The organism is Rhodoferax sp. GW821-FHT07G04 (assembly GCF_059418585.1).
The window spans coordinates 1-19,329 of the sequence record NZ_JBWKQD010000007.1; the positions used below are offsets into that span (position 1 = coordinate 1).

Annotated in this window: 14 protein-coding genes; 8 read left to right on the forward strand and 6 right to left on the reverse strand. The window is 64.0% G+C overall.

From position 1 onward, the window contains the following. Positions 1-347, forward strand: a 347-nt coding sequence (locus AC07OO_RS24210; RefSeq protein WP_495084730.1) for a hypothetical protein, incomplete at its 5' end; no start/stop codon positions are given. Between the two features lie 8 nt (positions 348-355). On the opposite strand, the gene sorU is transcribed toward AC07OO_RS24210, so the two are convergent. The 5 genes from sorU to AC07OO_RS24235 all read right to left on the reverse strand — a co-directional run bounded on the left by sorU (position 356) and on the right by AC07OO_RS24235 (position 7,426). Then, on the reverse strand, positions 356-688 hold the full coding sequence (gene sorU, locus AC07OO_RS24215) for a SorU family sulfite dehydrogenase c-type cytochrome subunit (protein WP_495084868.1): 333 nt from the start codon (positions 686-688) through the stop codon (positions 356-358). 37 nt (positions 689-725) lie between these two features. After that, positions 726-1,934, reverse strand: coding sequence for a SorT family sulfite dehydrogenase catalytic subunit (gene sorT / locus AC07OO_RS24220; protein ID WP_495084731.1), 1,209 nt, complete (start codon positions 1,932-1,934; stop codon positions 726-728). A 162-nt stretch (positions 1,935-2,096) separates the two neighbouring features. Then, the gene (locus tag AC07OO_RS24225; RefSeq protein WP_495084732.1) at positions 2,097-5,240 is read right to left on the reverse strand and encodes a S8 family peptidase; all 3,144 of its coding nucleotides are present in this window, start codon (positions 5,238-5,240) and stop codon (positions 2,097-2,099) included. Positions 5,241-5,272: 32 nt separating this feature from the next. Continuing rightward, positions 5,273-6,025, reverse strand: coding sequence for an NF038120 family PEP-CTERM protein (locus tag AC07OO_RS24230; protein ID WP_495084733.1), 753 nt, complete (start codon positions 6,023-6,025; stop codon positions 5,273-5,275). A gap of 279 nt (positions 6,026-6,304) precedes the next feature. Next, the gene (locus tag AC07OO_RS24235) at positions 6,305-7,426 is read right to left on the reverse strand and encodes an NADH:flavin oxidoreductase/NADH oxidase (protein WP_495084734.1); all 1,122 of its coding nucleotides are present in this window, start codon (positions 7,424-7,426) and stop codon (positions 6,305-6,307) included. A 102-nt stretch (positions 7,427-7,528) separates the two neighbouring features. Here AC07OO_RS24235 and AC07OO_RS24240 point away from each other — a divergent pair, with 102 nt between their 5' ends. The 4 genes from AC07OO_RS24240 (at position 7,529) to AC07OO_RS24255 (ending at position 12,105) form a co-directional block, all read left to right on the forward strand. Further along, positions 7,529-8,587, forward strand: a complete 1,059-nt coding sequence (locus AC07OO_RS24240) for an SPFH domain-containing protein (protein ID WP_495084735.1) — start codon at positions 7,529-7,531, stop codon at positions 8,585-8,587. Between the two features lie 91 nt (positions 8,588-8,678). Beyond that, on the forward strand, positions 8,679-10,181 hold the full coding sequence (locus tag AC07OO_RS24245; protein WP_495084736.1) for a DUF4178 domain-containing protein: 1,503 nt from the start codon (positions 8,679-8,681) through the stop codon (positions 10,179-10,181). A 36-nt stretch (positions 10,182-10,217) separates the two neighbouring features. After that, positions 10,218-10,436, forward strand: a complete 219-nt coding sequence (locus tag AC07OO_RS24250) for a DUF350 domain-containing protein (protein WP_495084737.1) — start codon at positions 10,218-10,220, stop codon at positions 10,434-10,436. Positions 10,437-10,542: 106 nt separating this feature from the next. Next, positions 10,543-12,105: a polyamine aminopropyltransferase gene (locus AC07OO_RS24255; RefSeq protein WP_495084738.1), complete on the forward strand. Its 1,563-nt coding sequence runs from the start codon at positions 10,543-10,545 to the stop codon at positions 12,103-12,105. Here the strand turns inward: AC07OO_RS24255 and AC07OO_RS24260 are convergent. Then, on the reverse strand, positions 12,102-12,626 hold the full coding sequence (locus tag AC07OO_RS24260; protein ID WP_495084739.1) for a GNAT family N-acetyltransferase: 525 nt from the start codon (positions 12,624-12,626) through the stop codon (positions 12,102-12,104). The two genes, AC07OO_RS24255 and AC07OO_RS24260, sit on opposite strands and share 4 nt — an antisense overlap. A 300-nt stretch (positions 12,627-12,926) precedes the next feature. On the opposite strand from AC07OO_RS24260, the gene AC07OO_RS24265 reads away from it, so the two are divergent. The 3 genes from AC07OO_RS24265 to AC07OO_RS24275 all read left to right on the forward strand — a co-directional run bounded on the left by AC07OO_RS24265 (position 12,927) and on the right by AC07OO_RS24275 (position 19,328). Beyond that, entirely contained in the window at positions 12,927-15,143 is a 2,217-nt protein-coding gene (locus tag AC07OO_RS24265; RefSeq protein WP_495084740.1) for a TonB-dependent receptor plug domain-containing protein, read from the forward strand. A 111-nt stretch (positions 15,144-15,254) separates the two neighbouring features. Then, a complete protein-coding gene (locus AC07OO_RS24270) occupies positions 15,255-17,582 on the forward strand; it encodes an ATP-binding protein (protein ID WP_495084741.1) in 2,328 nt (775 codons plus the stop codon). A gap of 18 nt (positions 17,583-17,600) precedes the next feature. Continuing rightward, positions 17,601-19,328 carry an NAD(P)-binding protein gene (locus AC07OO_RS24275; protein ID WP_495084742.1) on the forward strand — a complete coding sequence of 576 codons (1,728 nt, stop codon included), beginning with the start codon at positions 17,601-17,603 and terminating at the stop codon, positions 19,326-19,328. Position 19,329 lies beyond the last annotated feature (1 nt).

Consider the following 19,329-nt stretch of genomic DNA (forward strand, 5'->3'; position numbering starts at 1 on the left):
CATCCGCCTCAGCCGCGCGCGGCGGCCGGCCGGCCGAAGTCAGCATCCAGCAGCAGATTGACGCCCGTATTGGCTCCGCGCCCTGCACGGCCGACAACCAATGCCGCACCCTGGCTGTGGGCGCCAACGCCTGCGGCGGCCCTGCGGCGTGGCGGGCCTGGTCCACACAAATCAGTGGAAACGGCGAGGCCTTGCGAGGGTTGGCGGACCAACTTGCGAGCCTGCAACGCCAGCGCTATGCGCAGACGGGCATGGTGTCCACCTGCCGCTACATCCCGGACCCCGGCGCTGTGTGCCAGGCCGGGCGCTGTGTGCTCAAGCTTGCGGCTGATCCGGCCAGTGAATGAAGCTGCGCCTATTTCGTAGCGCCACCGCTCGCTGCTGCCACATAGGCCGCCAGGGCCTGGATCTGCGCCTCCGTCAATTGCCCGGCGAATGAGGGCATTTGCCCGATGCCGTTGCGCAATGCGGTGGCCACGCGCTTGGCGTCGGGCTTGAGTTCGTCCAGCACGGGGCCAACTGCGCCCTCGCTGCCAGCGTCCTTCAAGGTGTGGCAGATCGTGCACGATGGCGCCACCCCGCGTTTGAACAACTCCTTGCCCTCGGCAAGCTGGGCGGGATCGGCAAAGGCCCGAATGGGCCATGCGCTGGCCAGCACCAGCGGCGCCCACAACCCCAAGCGGCGCAGCGCAGTGCCTGAAGCGAAAACCGCAGGGGTGGTGTTATTACCCAATGGTGACCTTTACGCCGTGGTCCAGCCAGCTGTTGTTGTTATAGCCCCCGGCATTCTCAAGCCGCTCGCGGGGTTGGAGCGTGCCCTTGGTGTCGGTGGCGCGGCTGACCAGCAGGTGGGCGCCGGCGGGCAAGCGTGCCTCCAGCACAAACTGCCGCCAGGCGTATTTGCCCAGGTCGGGGCCTACCAGGCGGGCTTGTGTCCAGGTTTCTCCGCCATTGGTAGACACTTCCACCTGCCGCACGCCGTGCAGGCCGCCAAAGGCGACGCCTTCAATGCGGTGCAGGTCGGTCTTGAGCCGCGCGCTATCGGGCGCTGGGGAATAAATCCACGACTTGATGTTCATCTCCTGCACCGACGGTTGCGCGGGGTCGCCCTTGCCGCCGGGCGGGCTGATGCGGTAGCCGTGCGACATGATCCGCGCATCGCTTTCGGCAGCGGTAAAGGCCAAGGTTTTTACGTACTTGATGTTGTTGACGCCGGTGTAGCCCGGAACAATCAAACGCAAGGGGCCGCCATGGGCCAGCGGTATCGGCGCGCCGTTCATTTCCCATGCGAGCATCGCATCGGCCATGGCCGACAGCGGCACGGACCGCTCCACCACTACGGTCTTGGGGTCCAATCCTGCCGGCAGCACTTCGCCCCCGGTACCGGTCATGAAGAGCCGGTCCTTGAGTGCTCCGCCCAGCGCGGCAACCACGGTGCGCACCGGTACACCACGCCAGATCACACAGCCTGCGGCGCCCACTTGCCAGGCGGTGCCGCTGGGTTTGCTGGGGAAGTATCCACGGCCGTTGCCCGAACATTGCAGCACCATGGGCAGGGACTCTTCGCCCATCTTCTTGAGGTCGGCCACCGTCAATTTGCGCGGGCTTTTGACACCCTCGATGGACACCTCCCAGGCGTCTCGGTTCGCCACGATGGCGGCGTCCGGCGCCGGCAGGTTGTTGCGGATGTAGAGCTGGATGGCGGGGGTCACGATGGAGGCGCCGGTCAAGGCGCGTGCGGTCTCCACGGTGGTGGCGCTATGAACAATCATGCTGCCCTGGTCCTTCCAACCCAGGTAGGCGGGCAAGGGCTTGGTCCCTGCGGTCTGCGCAAAACTGCCCAGTGACCAGGTCGCCAGATTGGCGGCGGCGAATGCATGCGCACCCCCGATCAATAGACGACGGCGCTTGGGGTTTTGGAAATCTGGGCGCATGGTTATCTCTCCTCGTTGGGTAGTAGCTCTTGGGCCGGTTGGCATCTTAACGAGGCGACCGCTCTTTGGCACGGCACAAGGGCCCAAAAAAAGGCTGCAAACTTGCGCTTGCAGCCCTGGGTTGGCAAGTCCCACGCGTATGGGACCTAAGCCATCATCGGTTTACCGACGCAGCTTCTTCGTCGACACAGCGTGTTCAACAAAGGCCAGTGGTGCGGCACCGGTGGTGTCCACGCGCAGCACGGTAGCGGATTGCACGCCACCACCGGCGTCCTTGAACTCCACGCCGCCGACATAGCGGCCACCGGTTGCCAAACCAGACCATGACAGGCCGGCGGTCGCGGTGCTACCGGCATACACGGTGCTGGGGAGCAGCACATTCAGAGTGGACGAGGCATCGGCTGCCGTGACAACCCAGCTCGACAGGCGGTGGGTCATGACTGCGGCACCGCCGTAGGCGCCCACGCAGACCTTGAAGGTGCCAGCACCGGGGCTGACCACTTGCACGGCTTCGTTGGAACCGTCATTACCAGAGTACACCGAGGCACCAGTGGGCGACACGATGATCATGTCGTTGTCATCGCCAGGGGTGCCTACATCGGCATCGCGCAACTCAAAGCGGGCGACGATGGTGTCGGCCGGCAGCGAGAACGGATAGACCTTGACGGACGCAGTGTCCACGCCCGCAATACAGGCCGCCTTCAACGTAGCCGCCGATGGCGCACCGGGTGCCAGGCTGGACACGGAACCCATGGTGACGGGCTTCATGCCACCCTTGTTGGCGGTGATGCGGCCATTGAAGTTGGTCGTCAGCGTGATCAGGCGGTTGCCCGATGTGGTGGTGGCGGTGATGCCGGCCGGTGCCTGGATGGTTTTGCCGGTGCGTGCGGTCACGGGGCTGCGTACCACGTGGGCGCCATCGCTCCAACTCATGGAGCCATAGGCCCACTGGCCGTCGGGCACGCCAGCGGCGGTCAGCGTCACGGTGAAGGTCTTGGTCTCACCGGGCGCCAGGGTCAGGCTGGAAGGCGCAACCACGGCCGTGAAGCCAGGCACCGAGATGGTGGCGTTGTAGGTGGCAGCGCTGCTACCGACATTGGTCACCTTGCGGGTCACAACCGTGTTGCCCACAACCGCGCCGACGGTGATGCTGGGCAGGTTGAAGTTGTAGGTCTGGTCCAGCGTGCCGTAGGTCGTGCAGTCGGATGCGGGTGTGACCGCGGCCTTGTTCACATTGCACTGGTAGCGGATGAATTCGACCTTGCCGTTGTCATACACCAGGCCGGGGTCCATGGCCTTGGCGGGCGCCACATGGCCCGCGCCTTGCGACCAGGGCAGCAGACCGTTCTGCTCACCGGCCAGGCCGTCGTTCAGCGTGGAGAAGGCGGTGGTCATCAGTGCCGACTTGATGGCCGCAGGCGACCAGGTGGGGTGGGCCTGCTTCAGCAGCGCTGCCAGACCGGCCACATGGGGGCTGGACATGGAGGTGCCTTGGTAGGACGACCACTCGGGCGAGGGCACCAGGGTGCCATTGGCCACGGCATCGCGGTCCGCGTTGTTCAGGCCGGGTGTGACGGTGGCAATGATGTCCACGCCGGGAGCAGTCAGGTCAGGCTTGAGCATGTTCGCATCGCCGGCATTGGGGCCGCGCGACGAGAAGCCGGCCATCACCGGGGCGGGTTGGCCCGCATTGAAGTAGGTGCCGATGGCCACCGTACCGCCGCCCGCTTGGGCATAGGTCTTGATGGCAGTGCCGTCGGCGGCGCTCACATGCACGGTGGGTACGCTGTGCACGTCGGCCACCAGGCCTGCGCCGTTGTCGGCCAGCACCATGCCCAGACCACCGGCGACCTTGACGGCTGCGCTCTTGTCGGTACGGGCATTGGTGCCGCGGGTGCAGACCACCACCTTGCCGCTCACCTTGGCAGGGTCCAGCACGGCGGGTGTCAGGAAGCACAGGCGCAGTTGCGTAGCGTCCGCGCCGGGCAAGCCCGCGTCTTCCGCGCGGATGACGGGCGTGGCCGGCAGCGCGACAGCATTGAAGGACGCGCCGGTGTATACCGCACCGTTGCCCAGTGTGGCCTTGGCAGCCAGGGCACGGTCATGCGTGGATGCCGCTACCGTGGTCAACCAGGGGCTGACGTGGGCCACCGCTTGCGCGGGGCCGCTGTTGCCCGCAGAGGCCGCGACAAAGACGCCGGCGTTGGTAGCGCGCAGGAAGGCCTGCTCAACGGGATCGTTGACGCTGGTCTGGCTGCCGCTGATGGAGTAGTTGATGACGTGCACGCCATCTGCCACGGCCTTGTCGATGGCAGCCACGCTGTCTGATGTGAAGCAGGAGTTCTGGCTACCCGTGCCGTCTTCGGCGGTGGGGTTCACATAGGTGTAGCAGACCTTGTAGGCCGCAATGCGGGCACGGGGCGCAATGCCCGAGGCCGTGCCTACGCTGTTGCCGCCCAGCACCACGGGTGCGCCGCTGTTGCCGCCGGCGGTGGACGAGGTGTGCGAGCCATGGCCGCCGTGGCCGGTGGCGCCGGCCACTGAGTCACGCGGAGAGAAGAACTCGGTCCAGTGCTTGGTATTGCCCGATGCGATGAAGCCGGCATTGAAGTACTGGGCGCCGATGAGTTTGTTGTTGCAATGCTGGCCGGGGTTGAAGCCTTCACCGCCCACGCAGGTGCCGTTCCAGCCAGCGGGCGGCGGGCCATAGGCCAGCGTGCCGGTGCTGAACACGGGGGTGCTGCCGTTCACGCGGTCGGCGTACGAGGGGCTCTCGGGCCAGACGCCGCTGTCGACTACGCCGATGATGATGTCCTCACCCTTGAGGGCCTGGCCGGCAATGGTTTGGGACCACACGCCACCGGGGGTGCTCAGGCCCAGGAATGCGGGGGTGGAGATGGTCTCGAGCTTGCGCGCTTCGTCGGCAAACACGTCAACCACCAGGGGGCTGGCGCGCAGGGCCTGGACTTCAGATGCGGTCAGGCGTGCGGCAAAGCCGTTGTAGACCGTGGAGTAGCGGGCCACGATGGGCGCGCCCGCGATCAGGGATGTGACATTGGTTTGCTGCGAATCCAGATAGCCCTTGTAGGCGATCGCGGCGGCCGAGCGGGTGTTCAGGCGCGTGCCCGGTGCGGGCAGGGTTGCGCTGTAGCCTGGCACGGTGCCGGTGTAGCTGGCAACCGGTTCGGCTGCGAGTTGCACGATGTAGGTAGAGCGGCTTTGCGCGAAAGCCGATGTGGACAAGCCACCCAGTAGCACCAGTGCGGCTAGCGATGTCAGCCGCTTGTTTTTTGTTGTAGAGGTCATATGCGTCCTTGTTGGTCAGTTGGCAGTGCCGATTAGGCGGACGCGTGCTGTTGTCGGCGACGGCGGCGTACCGCGGCACCCATGCCCATCAGGCCCAACAGGAACATGGCGGCCGTTTCAGGCTCGGGCACGGCGGTGGTGACGCTGATGTTGTCCAGTGCAAACTGGCCACGGTCGGTAGAGAAGGCATTGCAGGCGCCGCCGGCACTGCAGGCAAAACCGAAGGCGTAGACGGTGGCGAACTGCGTGGAGGCAAAGCTTCCGGTCGTATGGAAGTTGCTGAAGTTCAGGGCGCCGCTGGTGTTGGGGCCGGCCAACTGGAAGGTCTGGGTCATCGATGCACCCGTGGCGGTGACGCCTTGCAGGCGCAGCAGGCCGCTGACGGCTGGCAACGTGGCGCCCGCGGCACCCAGGAAGCTGGCGTCAAAACCGTTCACGGTAAAGGACAGGCCATCAGTGCGGCTGAAGGCCACGACGCCGTCATTGAGCGTGCCCAAAAAGGTGGTCGGGTTGTTGCTGGGGCACAGCACGCTGAAGCAGGTGGACAGGTCACTTCCATTGATCATGGACCCCACCAGATCACCGAACTGCGCGTTGGCCGCGTTGGAGAAGGGATCAAAGGCATAACTGCCTTGCAGGAACTCATCTCCGTGTGTAAGAAACGGTGCAAAAGGCGTGTTCGGGCCATTGACCGGCTGTTCAAAATCAATCAGCGCTGCCTGGGCGGCACCAGCGCTCAAAGCGATGGCCGCTACCGCGGCCACGCGGCGAAATACATGCTTCATGGGAACCCTTTACTTTGGTAAAAGAAAATGCCGCACGAAGACCATGTGTCCAACGGTTGTCAGGCACACGGCTTTCGCGCGGCGAGGCGGATACTAACCACGTGCATGCAAGTTGTGGGCCAAAACAAGGGTAAGTCCCAGTAGGGAAAACGCAATAAAGTGTTTCCGACTTGTAACATTTACCCAAATTGGGGTCTTTTGGTGCGCACCGTGCGATAGCGCACCGACAGGGTGCCTTGGTACCTACTAAAAAGAGTAGGGGGTGGGCGTGCGAGTGAGTCAGCGCACGCCGACCGACACCTTGCCAAACACCGCCTGCACATCGCGCGGCAGGCAGCGCCAGTAGTTCTCCTTGGCAGCCACCTCGCCACCCAGCGCGGCGGCCGCGTGCCAGCCCCAACGGGGCTCGTACAGAAAGGCCCGCGCCAGTGCCACCAGATCGGCCTCGCCGGCCTGCAGCACGGCCTCGGCCTGGTGGGCATCGGTGATCAAGCCCACGGCGATGGTGGGCAAGCCGCTGGCCTGGCGGATGTCGCGCGCAAAGGGCACTTGGTAGCCCGCACCCAGCGCGATCTTCTGCGCCGGCGACACCCCGCCGGATGACACATGGATGAAGTCGCAACCCAGGGCCTTGATGCGCTGGGCAAACTCGGCGCTCTGCTGCACATCCCAGGCCCCCTCGACCCAGTCGCTGGCCGAGATGCGTATGCCCAGCACGCCCCGGAAGGCCTCGCGCAGGGCGGCGAACACTTCCAGCGGAAAGCGGATGCGGTTGTCAAAACTGCCGCCGTATGCATCGGTGCGCTGGTTGGCAATGGGTGATAGGAACTCGTGGATCAGGTAACCGTGGGCACCGTGCAACTCAATCGCCTCTATACCCATGCGGTCGGCCCGCTGCGCGGCTTTCACAAAAGCGTCACGCACGTGGTCCATGTCGGCACGGGTCATTTCGGTGGGCGGCGGCTCGGTGGCCAATTGCGGCAGGGCCGAGGGGCCAAAGGTCTCCCATCCGCCCTGGTTGCGGGGCAGCAGTTGCGCACCCGCCCAGGGCAGCGCGCTGGATGCCTTGCGCCCAGCGTGCGCCAATTGGATGCACACCGGTGTGGGTGGTGCCAGTTTGCGGGCGCGGTGCAGTGTGTTGGCCAGCGCGGTCTCGGTGCGGTCATCCCACAGGCCCAGGCAGGCGGGCGTGATGCGGCCCTCGGGCACCACGGCGGTGGCTTCAATGGTGAAGAGGGCCGCACCGCTGTTGAGCAGGTTGCCCCAGTGCATCAAATGCCAATCCGTGGCCTCGCCGTTGTCGGCAGCATACTGGCACATGGGGGCCACGACGATGCGGTTGGAAAGCGTGAGTCCACCGCGTGGCGATGGCAGGGTGTAGGGAGTGAAAAGTTGGCTCATGTCTTCAGCTTATCCCATACAAAAATTGAGGTGACACAAGGGGGTACTTGCTGTGTATCATTGCGGCCGGTTCCCGTTAACCCTTTGAAGGAGGCCTGCACCATGGCTCTAATGGATTTCATCAAGAAACAGTTCATAGACATCATTCAATGGACCGAAGACGGGGACGGCACCTTGGCATGGCGCTTCCCGATGCGGGACATGGAAATCCAGAACGGCGGCTCGCTGACCGTGCGCGAATCGCAGATGGCGGTGTTCGTCAACGAAGGCAAGATTGCCGACGTCTTCGGCCCCGGCACCTACAAGCTCACCACACAAACGCTGCCCGTACTCACCTACCTGAAGAACTGGGACAAGCTGTTTGAGTCCCCCTTCAAGAGCGACGTGTACTTCTTCAGCACCCGCCAACAGATCGACCAGAAGTGGGGCACGCCCCAACCTATCACGATCCGTGACAAGGACTTTGGTGCCGTGCGCCTGCGCGCCTTCGGTAACTACGCCTTCCGCATTGCCGACCCCAAGTTGTTTCATACCGAGATTTCGGGCACACGCGATGTGTACCCCGTGTCGGACCTGGACGGCCAGTTGCGCGGCCTGGTGTTGCAGAACATCAGCAACGCGATTGCAGCCAGCGGCATCCCGTTCCTGGACTTGGCGTCCAACCAGATCGAGTTTGCGAAGGCGCTGACCACGCAGCTCGCACCCGAGATGGCCAAGCTGGGCATCAAGCTCGAAAACATGACGGTGCAAAGCGTCTCGCTGCCCGAAGAGCTGCAGAAGATCCTGGACCAGAAGATCGGCATGGGCATGGTCGGCAACGACATGGGCAAGTTCATGCAGTACCAGACCGCACAGGCCATCCCCAAATTCGCCGAAGGCGCGGGTGGTGGTGGCGGTGTGGCGGGCGACGCCATGGGCCTGGGCGCCGGCGTGGCGCTGGGCCAGGTGCTGGCGCAAAACCTGCAAGCCGGTCTGCAAGGCAACAACCAGGCCGCCGCGCAAGCTGCAGCCAACCAAGCGGCCGCCGCAGCTGCGGCCACGCTGAAGCCGGACGACATCATCGCCACGCTGGAGAAGCTGGGCGACCTAAAGGCCAAGGGCATCCTGACCGCTGAAGAGTTCGATGCCAAGAAGGCAGAGCTGCTAAAGAAGCTGTCATAACCGTATGACCCTTACGGTCGCACACCGTGTGTGGCTTCTCGCCCCCGCAGGGGTAGCAAACCGCCTTCGGGCGGTTTAGCCGTTTCTTGACGTGGCAACCGAACCCACTCAGCGCCGTTACACCGCGCCCTGCCCGGGCTGCGGTGCGCCCGTCGAATTTCGCTCGGCGCAGTCTACACACGCCGTCTGCGGCTACTGCCAGAGCACGGTGGTACGCAATGGCGATGTGCTGTCACGCATCGGCAAGATGGCCGAGCTGTTTGACGACCACAGCCCGCTGCAACTCTTTGCCACTGGCCGCTACCAAAACCGCAATTTCACGCTGATCGGGCGCTTGCAGTACAAGACCGCCGAAGGCACCTGGACCGAGTGGAACGCGATCTTTGACGATGGCCAGATCGGCTGGCTGGCCGAAGACAACGGCGCCTATGTCTTCACGCAGCCCAACACCCAGCAGCGCAATATGCCTCCGGCCGACCGTTATGTGGTGGGCAAGCAAGTGGGTGTCAACGGCAAGCCCTTCAGCGTTGCCAGCAATGTATCGGCCTCGCTGATCAGTGCGCAGGGCGAGTTGCCCAAGTTGCCGCCGCTGGGCCAGCCCTTTGATGTGGTGGAGCTGCGCAGCGCTGCCGGTGAGGTCATCAGCATCGACTACACCGGCACGCCGCCCACCGTGTCGCAAGGCACGGCCGTGCTGCTGGACGATTTGGCGCTCAAGGGTCTGAAAGACGAATCGGTCAAGGACGAAAAAGGGCGCCAATTCAATTGCCCGCATTGCGGCGCACCGGTGACGGTGGCACTGGCCACCAGCAAGAGCATCAGCTGCGGCAGTTGCAACAGCATCATCGACCTGAGTCAGGGCATTGGCGGTGAACTCAAATCCGCTATCCAGGACGAACCCGTACAACCCTTGATACCGCTGGGCAGCAAGGGCCAGTTGCAAGGCGTGCATTGGCAGGTGGTGGGCTTTCAACACCGCATGGGTGTGGAGCCCGGCGATGACGAACACTTCGGCTGGAGCGAATACCTGCTCTACAACCAGAAGCGGGGTTTCAGCTTCCTGGTGGATTCGGAAGAGGGCTGGAGCCTGGTGCGCCCCACCACGGGCGCGCCCAGCATGTCCAGCGCCGATGCCCGCAGCGCCAACTACATGGGCACGAACTATGCGCTCAAATACAGCTACACCGCCGAGACCGACTACGTGTGTGGCGAGTTCTACTGGCTCGTAAAGCGTGGTCAGACCACACAAAACAAAGACTTTGCCACCGGCAGGCGTCTGTTGTCGATGGAGCAAAGCCCGACCGAGGTTGTCTGGTCCAGCGGTGACCAGCTGGCCAGCGAGGTTGTGGCCAAGGCCTTCAAGCTCGACGACAAAAAAGACCTGCTCAAGCGCGATGTGGGGCCCTTCAGTGCTGCCAAGGGCATTGGCATTGGCACCATCATTGTGGTGATAGTCGTCACCTTGATCCTGATCGCCATGCTGAGCCGCTGCTCCAGTTGCGATCCGCAAACCGAAAACTGTTCGTCCTCGTCGAGCTCGCGCAGCTCAGGTGGTTCATTCGGCGGGTTTTCAGGTGGGGGAGGCCACAAGTGAGTGAGGTGGTGCATCCCGCGTTTTTAGGAGAGTCCCATGGGTTTTGAAATGATCAAACCAGGCATCGTCGTCAGCTCCTTGGTGTTCGCACTGATGGGCGTGATCGTGTTCTGGCTGTGCTTCATCATCATCGACAAGATCACGCCCTACGATTTGTGGGGCGAGATTGTGGAGAAACAGAACGTGGCTCTGGCCCTGGTGGTGGCAGCCATGAGCCTGGGTATCTGCGTGATCATCGCCGCAGCGATTCACTAGACAGGGCCCCCACGCTTGTCGCTGCGCGTACTACGCTGCCCCCCAGGGGGGCGCATTCACCTTGGGGCGGCCCGGCGGTGAATTTGATCTCGTTGTCGGAATGGGTGTGACGGCTTTGGAGTCCACAGTTCCTGAACGCACCCACAAACCCCTGGAAGTCACGCTCCTAGCCAGCGTCTTTGTGGTGGCGGCCTGTGGTCTGGTCTATGAGCTGGGCGCCGGTGCGCTAGCCTCTTATCTGCTGGGCGACTCAGTCCTGCAGTTCTCCACGGTTATCGGTTGCTACCTGTTTGCCATGGGCGTGGGCTCGTGGCTGTCGCGCTTCTTCGAGCGCCAGTTGCCCGCCCACTTTTTGCGCATCGAGTTGATGGTGGCCCTGGCCGGTGGCGCCATGCCCGGCCTGCTCTTCATCTCCAATGCCTACATGCCGGGTGCCTTCCGCTTTCTGCTGTACGCGCTGGTGGCCGTTGTGGGCATTCTGGTGGGACTGGAGATCCCGCTGGTCATGCGCATCCTCAAGCGCGAAGTGGCGTTGAAGGAATTGGTGTCGCAGGTGCTGACCTTTGACTACCTGGGTGCATTGGCGGTGTCGGTGGCCTTTCCGCTACTCTTGGTGCCGCAACTGGGGTTGATACGCACCGGCCTGCTGTTCGGGCTATTGAATGCAGCCGTGGCCTTCTGGACGCTGTGGGTGTTTCGCCATGAGTTGCGCCACCAGTCGGCCCATGCCATGGCCTGTGTGCTGACCGTGTTGGCCCTGGCTGCGGGCTTTGCTGCGGCCGACCACATCACCACGCTGGCCGAAGACAAGTTCTACCATGACCGCATCGTGCTGGCCGCCACATCGCCCTACCAGCGCATCGTCGTCACCAACGGCCGTACCGGGCACAAGCTGTTCTTGAATGGCAATCTGCAGTTTGCCGAACGGGACGAATACCGTTACCACGAGGCCCTGGTGCATCCGGTGATGTCGGCCTTTGGTGCGCCGCGCAAGGTGGCCGTGCTGGGAGGTGGCGACGGCATGGCCGTGCGCGAGATCCTCAAGTACCCCAGCGTGGAAAGCGTGACCCTGGTCGAGCTGGACCCGAATATGACCGGCCTCTTCGCCAAGGACCCGGCCATGGCCAAGCTCAATGGCGGCTCGCTCAACTCGCCCAGGCTGCGCATTGTCAACACGGATGCCTTTCAATGGCTGCAGGGCAACAAAGACGACAAGGCTGAACAGGAGATGTTCGACGTGATCATCGTCGACTTCCCCGACCCCACCAATTTCTCCATCGGCAAGCTCTACACCAATAGCTTTTATTCGCTGCTGTCGCAGCGCTTGTCGGCCAGTGGCTATGCCGTGATACAGACCACGTCACCGCTGGTGGCGCGCCAGAGTTTTTGGACCGTGGCCACCACGATCGAATCCGTAGGCTTGCACGCCACGCCCTACCACGCCAACGTGCCCAGCTTCGGCGAATGGGGCTACATCATCGCCAGCCACCGCCCTTGGCATATGCCGGCCAGCTTGCCCGAAGGCCTGCGTTATCTAGGTCCCAAGACCTTGCCTCTGCTGTTCGATTTTCCGAAGGACATGGCGCGTGTGCCGGCGGAAGTGAATCGGCTGTCGAACCAGGTGCTGGTGACCACGTATGAGCAGGAGTGGGGGCGGGTGGTGCCTTAGCGCACTGCATTCCCGACGAGCAGATGGTTCTCGTGTCGATCCTGTCCCAAAAGGAAGTAGGTGGTGCCGACTTTTGAATAGCCTTGGCCCGCGTAGAAGCTGATGGCGCGGGCGTTTCGAGCATTGACCATGAGCCACAACTGAGAGTCTGATAGCGCGCGTGCTTCGGCCTCTGCGGCTTGGAGCAATGACTTTCCAGCCCCATGGCCGGTGAAGTGTTCCTGGACATACAGGGTCTGCAGTTCGACCACCGGACCCGTCCCCGTAGGACACGCAACGCCGAGCTTGATGGCGGCAAAGCCAACAACACCCTCTCCACATTCGGCCACGAGGAGGCGCGTCTCAGGTTCACCCAACGACGCTGCGAACTTCTCCAGCGTGAGTTCGGACAATACGTAGTAGGCGATCGCGTCTGTGATGCCGTCGGTGGCATAGGTATGCAACCAAACCTGGGTGGCCAGGACGGCAAGACGGGCGGCGTCGTCCGGCAGCCCCTTGCGGATTCGAAAGCTAGGCGGCATGGCGTCAGGCAATGGATTGACCCGATAGGGCGTGCGAGCTTTTCATCAGCATGTCCAAATATTCACGCCAACTTTACCCCAGCGAAACGTCACCTCCACCAATTTGAAATCTAATGGCGTTTCTAGTCCGTTGGAAAGAAGAAGAGGTAGATCGCCGTGGTGGTACGCAGTCAGAGCAGGGCACACAGAGCCAAACACGGCTTGGCCGCCATATCGATGGCAGCCTTGTGCGGCCCGTTGTATGCGCAGACAACCACCACAACGGCCACGTCCCCTGAAACACCGTCCGCGACCACCGACGTGCAAACAAACACGACCCCGCCTACTCCCGCAGAAGGCACCCGCCGCGCCAACCCTGCCCGCCCCAGCCAACCGCGCGATGCCATGGTGCTGCCCCAAGTGCAGATCAAGGGCAACGACGAAACCGAAGCGCGCCGCCTCTCCACTGCGGCCAAGATCATCATTGGCCGCGAAGAGATCGAGCTGTATGGCGACACCACGATGGGCGAGTTGCTCAAGCGCATGCCCGGTGTCACCGTGCAAGGCCGTCCGGGGCGCGGTGGTGCGCCGCGCATGCGGGGTCTTGGCAATGGCTATACGCAAATCCTGATCGACGGTGAGCGGGTGCCGCGCGGCTTCTCATTGGACGACTTGTCGCCCGAAGAGATAGAGCGCATCGAGATCCTGCGCGCCCCCACGGCCGAGACCGGCGCGCGGGCCATCGCCGGCACCATCAACATCATCACCCGCGGTGGCTACGTCCGGCACACCAACGACCTGAAGCTGGGCCTGGGGCTGGAGAATGGGCATGTGGCACCCAATATCGCCTGGTCGCGCAACGACACGGCGGGCGACCTGGTCTACAACTTCTCCATCGCCGCGGCGCACAACGAGCGCTCCAACGATGTGGTCAACGACACGTTGACCGAGAACCTCAGCAACGGCAGCACCGTGCACCAGACCGAGACGGTATCCAGCAACGGCATACGCGACGGCCTGCACGCCAATGCCCGCCTGCAGTGGCGCGGCAGCGGGGGCGACTCGTTCACGCTGACGCCCATGCTGGCCACCACGCAGAACAGTGGCGACCGCAACAGCCGCCTGACGCAAACGACTACCGGCACCGTGGCCGACCTGCCGTACGACCGCAGCACGGGAAGCACCGATGCACGATTCAGCACCGCGCGTCTGGCCGGTGTCTGGGTGCACAAGCTGGACGATGGTGCCAACCTGCGCTTGAGCGCCAGTGCGGGCCAGAGTGCCTGGACCAATGACGCCACGCGGCAAAACATCAGCGACCAGCGCGGTGTGGTCGCCACCTCCAACCAGCACTCCGAGCAACACGACACCACGTTCAGCGGCAATGCCAAGTATTCGCGCAGCATCGCCGACAACCACAGCCTGGTCACGGGGCTGGAGGTCGAATCCAACCGCCGCAACGAGACCGCGACGACGCTGCAAAACGGGGAATCACCACTCAGCGACTTCGATGGCAACTTGACGGCGTCGAGCCTGCGCACGGCGGTCTATGCGCAAGACGAGTGGAACGTGACGCCACATTGGGCTGCCCATGCCGGCCTGCGCTGGGAGGGCATCAGCACCACCGGCACCGTCAGCGCGGACAGCCCCCAGATCAGCAACCAGAGCCAGGTGCTGACGCCGCTGTTCCACGCCGTGTGGCGGCCGGACCTGACGGTCAAGGACCAGTTCCGCATCAGCCTCACGCGCAGCTACCGCTCGCCCAATCTGCAGGACCTGATTGCCCGGCCCAGCATCAACAGCATGTTCTTGAACCGCGGCGCCAATGACGAGGTGCACCCGGACCGCGCGGGTAATGCCTATCTGCAGCCCGAACTGGCTTCGGGCATTGACCTGGCCTTTGAGCACTATGTGCCCGGCGGCGGCTTGCTCAGCGCCAATGTCTTCTTCCGCCAGATCCAGAACCTGATGCGCAGCCAGACCGCGCTGGAGACCGTGAGCTGGGCCGATGTGCCGCGCTGGGTCGCGCGCAAGCAAAACATCGGCAATGCCAGCACGCAGGGGATTGAGCTGGAGGCCAAGTTCCGCCTGAGCGAGATGTTCCCCGATGCCCCGAAGATCGATCTGCGCAGCAACCTCAGCCTGTTCCGCTCCAGCGTGGACGGCATTGCCGGGCCTGACAACCGGCTCGACCAGCAGCCCGACGGCACGGCCAACCTGGGGGCGGACTACCAGTTGCGCGGCCTGCCGCTGAAGATCGGCGGCAACATCAACTGGACGCCCGCCTTCACGACCCGGCTCAGTGACGACCAGACCGTCTACCAGAGCAACAAGTTTGTTGCGGATGCGTATGCACTGTGGACCATCAACCCGCGTTATCAGCTGCGCTTATCGGCCAGTAATTTTGCTGGGCGCGACTACGTGACCGGCGGCAGCCTGCTGTCCACCAATGCCCAAGGGCAGACCCTGCGCGAGACCACGCAAACCATCGCGCCGTCCTTCGTCAACCTGCAGATGCGGCTGGAAATCAAGCTTTAGTTTTTAACTCCGCAGAGGCCTGTTTTGGCCTCGGTTTGAGGCTCTGAATGGGGGTGTGGCAAGAACCCCAAAACTGGTTTGGACGCCGGGTATGCCCATAGAATCCGCTCCATGTTGCCAACACCACCCACGCGCGATGAAAGCGGCCAGGGCGCCGCCCGGGTGTTGTTGGTATCAGTCTGCCTCACGGTGGTGGCCTTGGTGTGGCAGACCTGGTGGGCCATTGACCAGGACAAGAAGCTCACCCGCGCATCCGAGATCGACCATGCGCTGATCGCCGTACGCCTGCTCGAAGAGCACGCCACTCTGACGCTGTACGAGGCGGAGCGCAACCTGGACGCCGTGGTTCGCGCGGCTAACAGCGCCGCCAACGGCAAGCCGCTGAACGCCACTGCCATCGTCAATGTGCTGACCCGCGCCCAGCCCTTCAACAAGGTGCTGAAGTCGCTGCAGTTCGTCAACCCGCAAGGCGTGACCTCGGGCAGTTCCATTGACTCCCCGCCCGACCAGACCGATGCGGATGAGCGCACTTACATCCCTTACCTGCTGCAGCACCCGGAGCAGACCGCCAAGGTCATAGGCCGGCCATTCAAGCGTCTTTACGACGGTGAGCTGGTCGTGCCCCTGGCGCGCAATATGCACGGTGCCGACGGGCGCTACCTGGGCATCATCAGCACCGACATCAGCGTGTCCTACTTCAGTGGTGTCTACGACCGGGTTGCCAAGAACAGCAACGCGCTGGTGGCGCTGTTCTCCGACGACGGGCAAGTCATCGTGCGTTCACCTTTTGATGCGCGCTATCTGGGGTTGGACATTTCCAAGGCGCCCGCCTTTCAGCGCCTGCAAGCCGTTGGGCAGGAGCTCACCCCGGCCACCGCCGCACGGGGTGATAGGGTCGAGGGCAACTTTGAAGACACACAGTTTTTGGACGAGACCGGTTCGGTGCCCCGGACCTATGTCTACCGCCGCATTGCCGGTTTTCCGGTGACCACTATTTTCGCCCGCGACGTGGCCGCTACGATGGCGCCGTGGCGCGCGCGTACGCAAGACCGCCTGCTGTACGCGGGGGTCACCATCGGCTTCATCCTGGTGCTGGCCCTGGTGCTGCTGCAGCACATCAAGCGGCTGAACCAGTCGCGCGCATCGTTGCGTGGCTCCGAAGCGCTGCTGCGCCAAAGCGAGGGCAAGTTCGCCGACCTGTTCCAGTACTCGCCCGTGCCCTTGATACTGACCCGGCTGAGCGACAACACCTTCGTCGAGATCAACGACAGCTGGGCCGCGCAGATGGGTTATTTGCGGCACGAGCTGCTGGGCCAGACGCCGCAGGCGCTCAACATCTGGGTAGACCCGCAGCAGCGTGTCGAGTGCCTGGAGCAGCTTCAGCGCGAGGGCGCGGTCGTGCGCATGGAGGTGCAGCAGCGGCACAAGCAGGGCCATCTGCTGATCTGCCAGGTGTCGGCCCGCTTGCTGGATTTCAGCGGCGTGCAGATGGCGCTGTTCTCCCCCATCGATGTTACGCGCCTGCGTGCCATTGAGCAGGAGATCCGTGAGCTCAACACCCAGTTGGAAGACCGCGTGCAGCAGCGCACCGTGAAGCTGGAACGGGCCAACCAGGAGCTGGCCCAGGCCCTGACCGCGATGCAGGCCATGCAAAGCGAAATGCTGCGCTCTGAAAAAATGGCGGCCCTGGGTTCCATGGTGGCCGGCGTAGCGCACGAACTCAATACGCCCATCGGCATTGGCGTCACGATCTCCAGCACGTTGCAAACGCAGACCCAGACGCTGCTGTCCGAGCTGCAAAGCGGGCGTCTGCGGCGCAGCTTCATGGAAACCACCTTGCAAGCCTGTGCCGAAGGGGCCGAGGTCTTGTTGCGCACGTTGGTGCGCCAGTCCGAATTGGTCAGCAGCTTCAAGCAGGTCGCGGTGGACCAGTCCAGCGAAAACCGCCGCCGCTTCGATCTGGACAAGATGCTGTCCGACCTGCTGGTCACGCTGGAGCCGCTGCGCCGCAAGACCCCCTTCGCGCTGGAGTGCCATCTGGAGCCCGGCATTGTGATGGAGAGCTACCCCGGCGCGCTGGGCCAGATCATCACCAACCTGATGGCCAATGCCATTGCCCACGCCTTTGAAGACCGGGTGCAGGGCCTGATGCAACTCACCACCCGCCGCCGTGGCGGCGATCAGGTGGAGATCATCTTCCATGACGACGGTGTCGGCATCCCGCCCGAGAACCGCGCCCTGGTGTTCGACCCCTTCTTCACGACCAAGCTGGGGCGCGGTGGCTCCGGCCTGGGTCTGCACATCGTCTACAACCTGGTGACCAAGGTGCTGGGTGGCCGCGTGGACCTGGTCGACGATGCAGGCGGCATCGGCACCACGGTGCAGATCGTGCTGCCGCTGCGTGCCCCCATTGATGAAACCCTGGCCGATGTCGTGTAGCGCGCAGGTGGTGGTTTGATGGATAGGCGGCACTTCTTGCAGGCCGGCGGCCTGGGCGTGGCGGCCTGGGCGGCTGGCGGCTGCAAGCCGGCCGATCCCCATGCGCACATCGCCGGCGGTTTTGTCGGCGGCGAGCCGGCCCGCGGCCATTGGCTGCGCGACACGCTGCGTGCCGGCAAGCCCCTGCCGCCGCCGACGGCCACGTTCAAGACCCGTGTGCTGATCGCCGGCGGCGGTGTGGCCGGCCTGGCGGCGGCGCGGGCACTGCGCTTGCGTGGCATGGATGACTTCGCGCTGCTGGAGCTGGAAGACACCCCCGGCGGCAACAGCCGCGGCGGCGAGTTGGGCGGCCTGGCCTGCCCGCTGGGCGCCCATTACCTGCCGCTGCCCGGCGACGACGCACCCGAGGTGCAAGACCTGCTGGAAGAGCTGGGCCTGCGCACCCGCGTGGGTGGTCGCTGGCAGTACGACGAGCGTCACCTGTGCCACAGCCCGCAGGAGCGCTTGTTCTTCGACGGCCAATGGCAGGAAGGCCTGCTGCCGGTGCATGGCGTAGGCCCGCGCACGCTGGACCAGTACCGCCTGTTTGCCAGCCTGGTGGAGCAGGCCCGCAAGGGGGCTCGCTGGACCATGCCTGTGCAAATTGGGGCTCCAGCCCTTGTGCAATCTACGTTATCTGCTATTACTTTCGAAGCGTACCTGGCGCAAAACGGTCTGGATGACCGCCACCTGCGCTGGTACCTGGACTACTGCTGCCGCGATGACTACGGCGCCGGCATCGCCACCGTATCGGCCTGGGCCGGCATCCACTACTTTGCCAGCCGCCACGGCTTCCACGTGCCGGGCACCGAGACCGTGGAGCGCGAAGGCCTGCTGACCTGGCCCGAGGGCAATGCCTGGCTGACCCGCCGCCTGGCCGCGCCGCTGGGCGAGCGCCTGCACACGGGTCGTGTAGTGCTGCGCATTGCCAATACGCGCAGCGGCGTGGAGTTGGATGCCTTCAACACGGTCACCCAGGCGATGGAGCGCTGGCAGGCTGAGCAGGCCGTTGTTGCGCTACCGGTGTTCGTGGCCGCGCGCGTGGTGCAGGACGCGCCCGACTTTCTGCGCCAGGCGGCCCGCCAGATTGCCTATGCCCCCTGGCTGGTGGCCAATATCCACGTAGCCCAGCCGCTGCACGACCGCCCTGGTCCGGCCCCCAGTTGGGACAACGTGCTGTACGACACCGGTCTGGGCACCGGCGGCCTGGGTTATGTGGACGCCACACACCAAAGCCTGAACCCGGTGCCGGGCGCCACGGTGCTGACCCACTACCGCGCGCTGGGCGATGCACATGGCTTTGGCTCGCGCACCGCATTGCCAGCCGCCGCTGCCAGCGCGCCCGCCACCATCGGCGTGGAAGGCCGCAAGCTGCTGCTGGACAAGCCCTGGGCCGCGTGGCGCGATGACATCCTGGCCGAACTGGCGCCGGCCCACCCGGACTTGGCGGCCAAGGCCACGCGCATGGACATCATGCGCTACGGCCACGCCATGGCCATTCCCACGCCGCAGGCCAATGGACAAATCGGGCTGTGGCCCTCGTCGGATATGCGCAAATCGCTATCAAAAAGAGAGCAATCAGCAAACCCATACCCCTACCGCCCCACACTGGCCTGGCAGCGCCTGCGCTTTGCGCACAGCGACTGGGCGGGCTATTCGGTGTTTGAAGAGGCCTTCACGGCAGGCCATTGGTCTGCTGTGGCGTAAG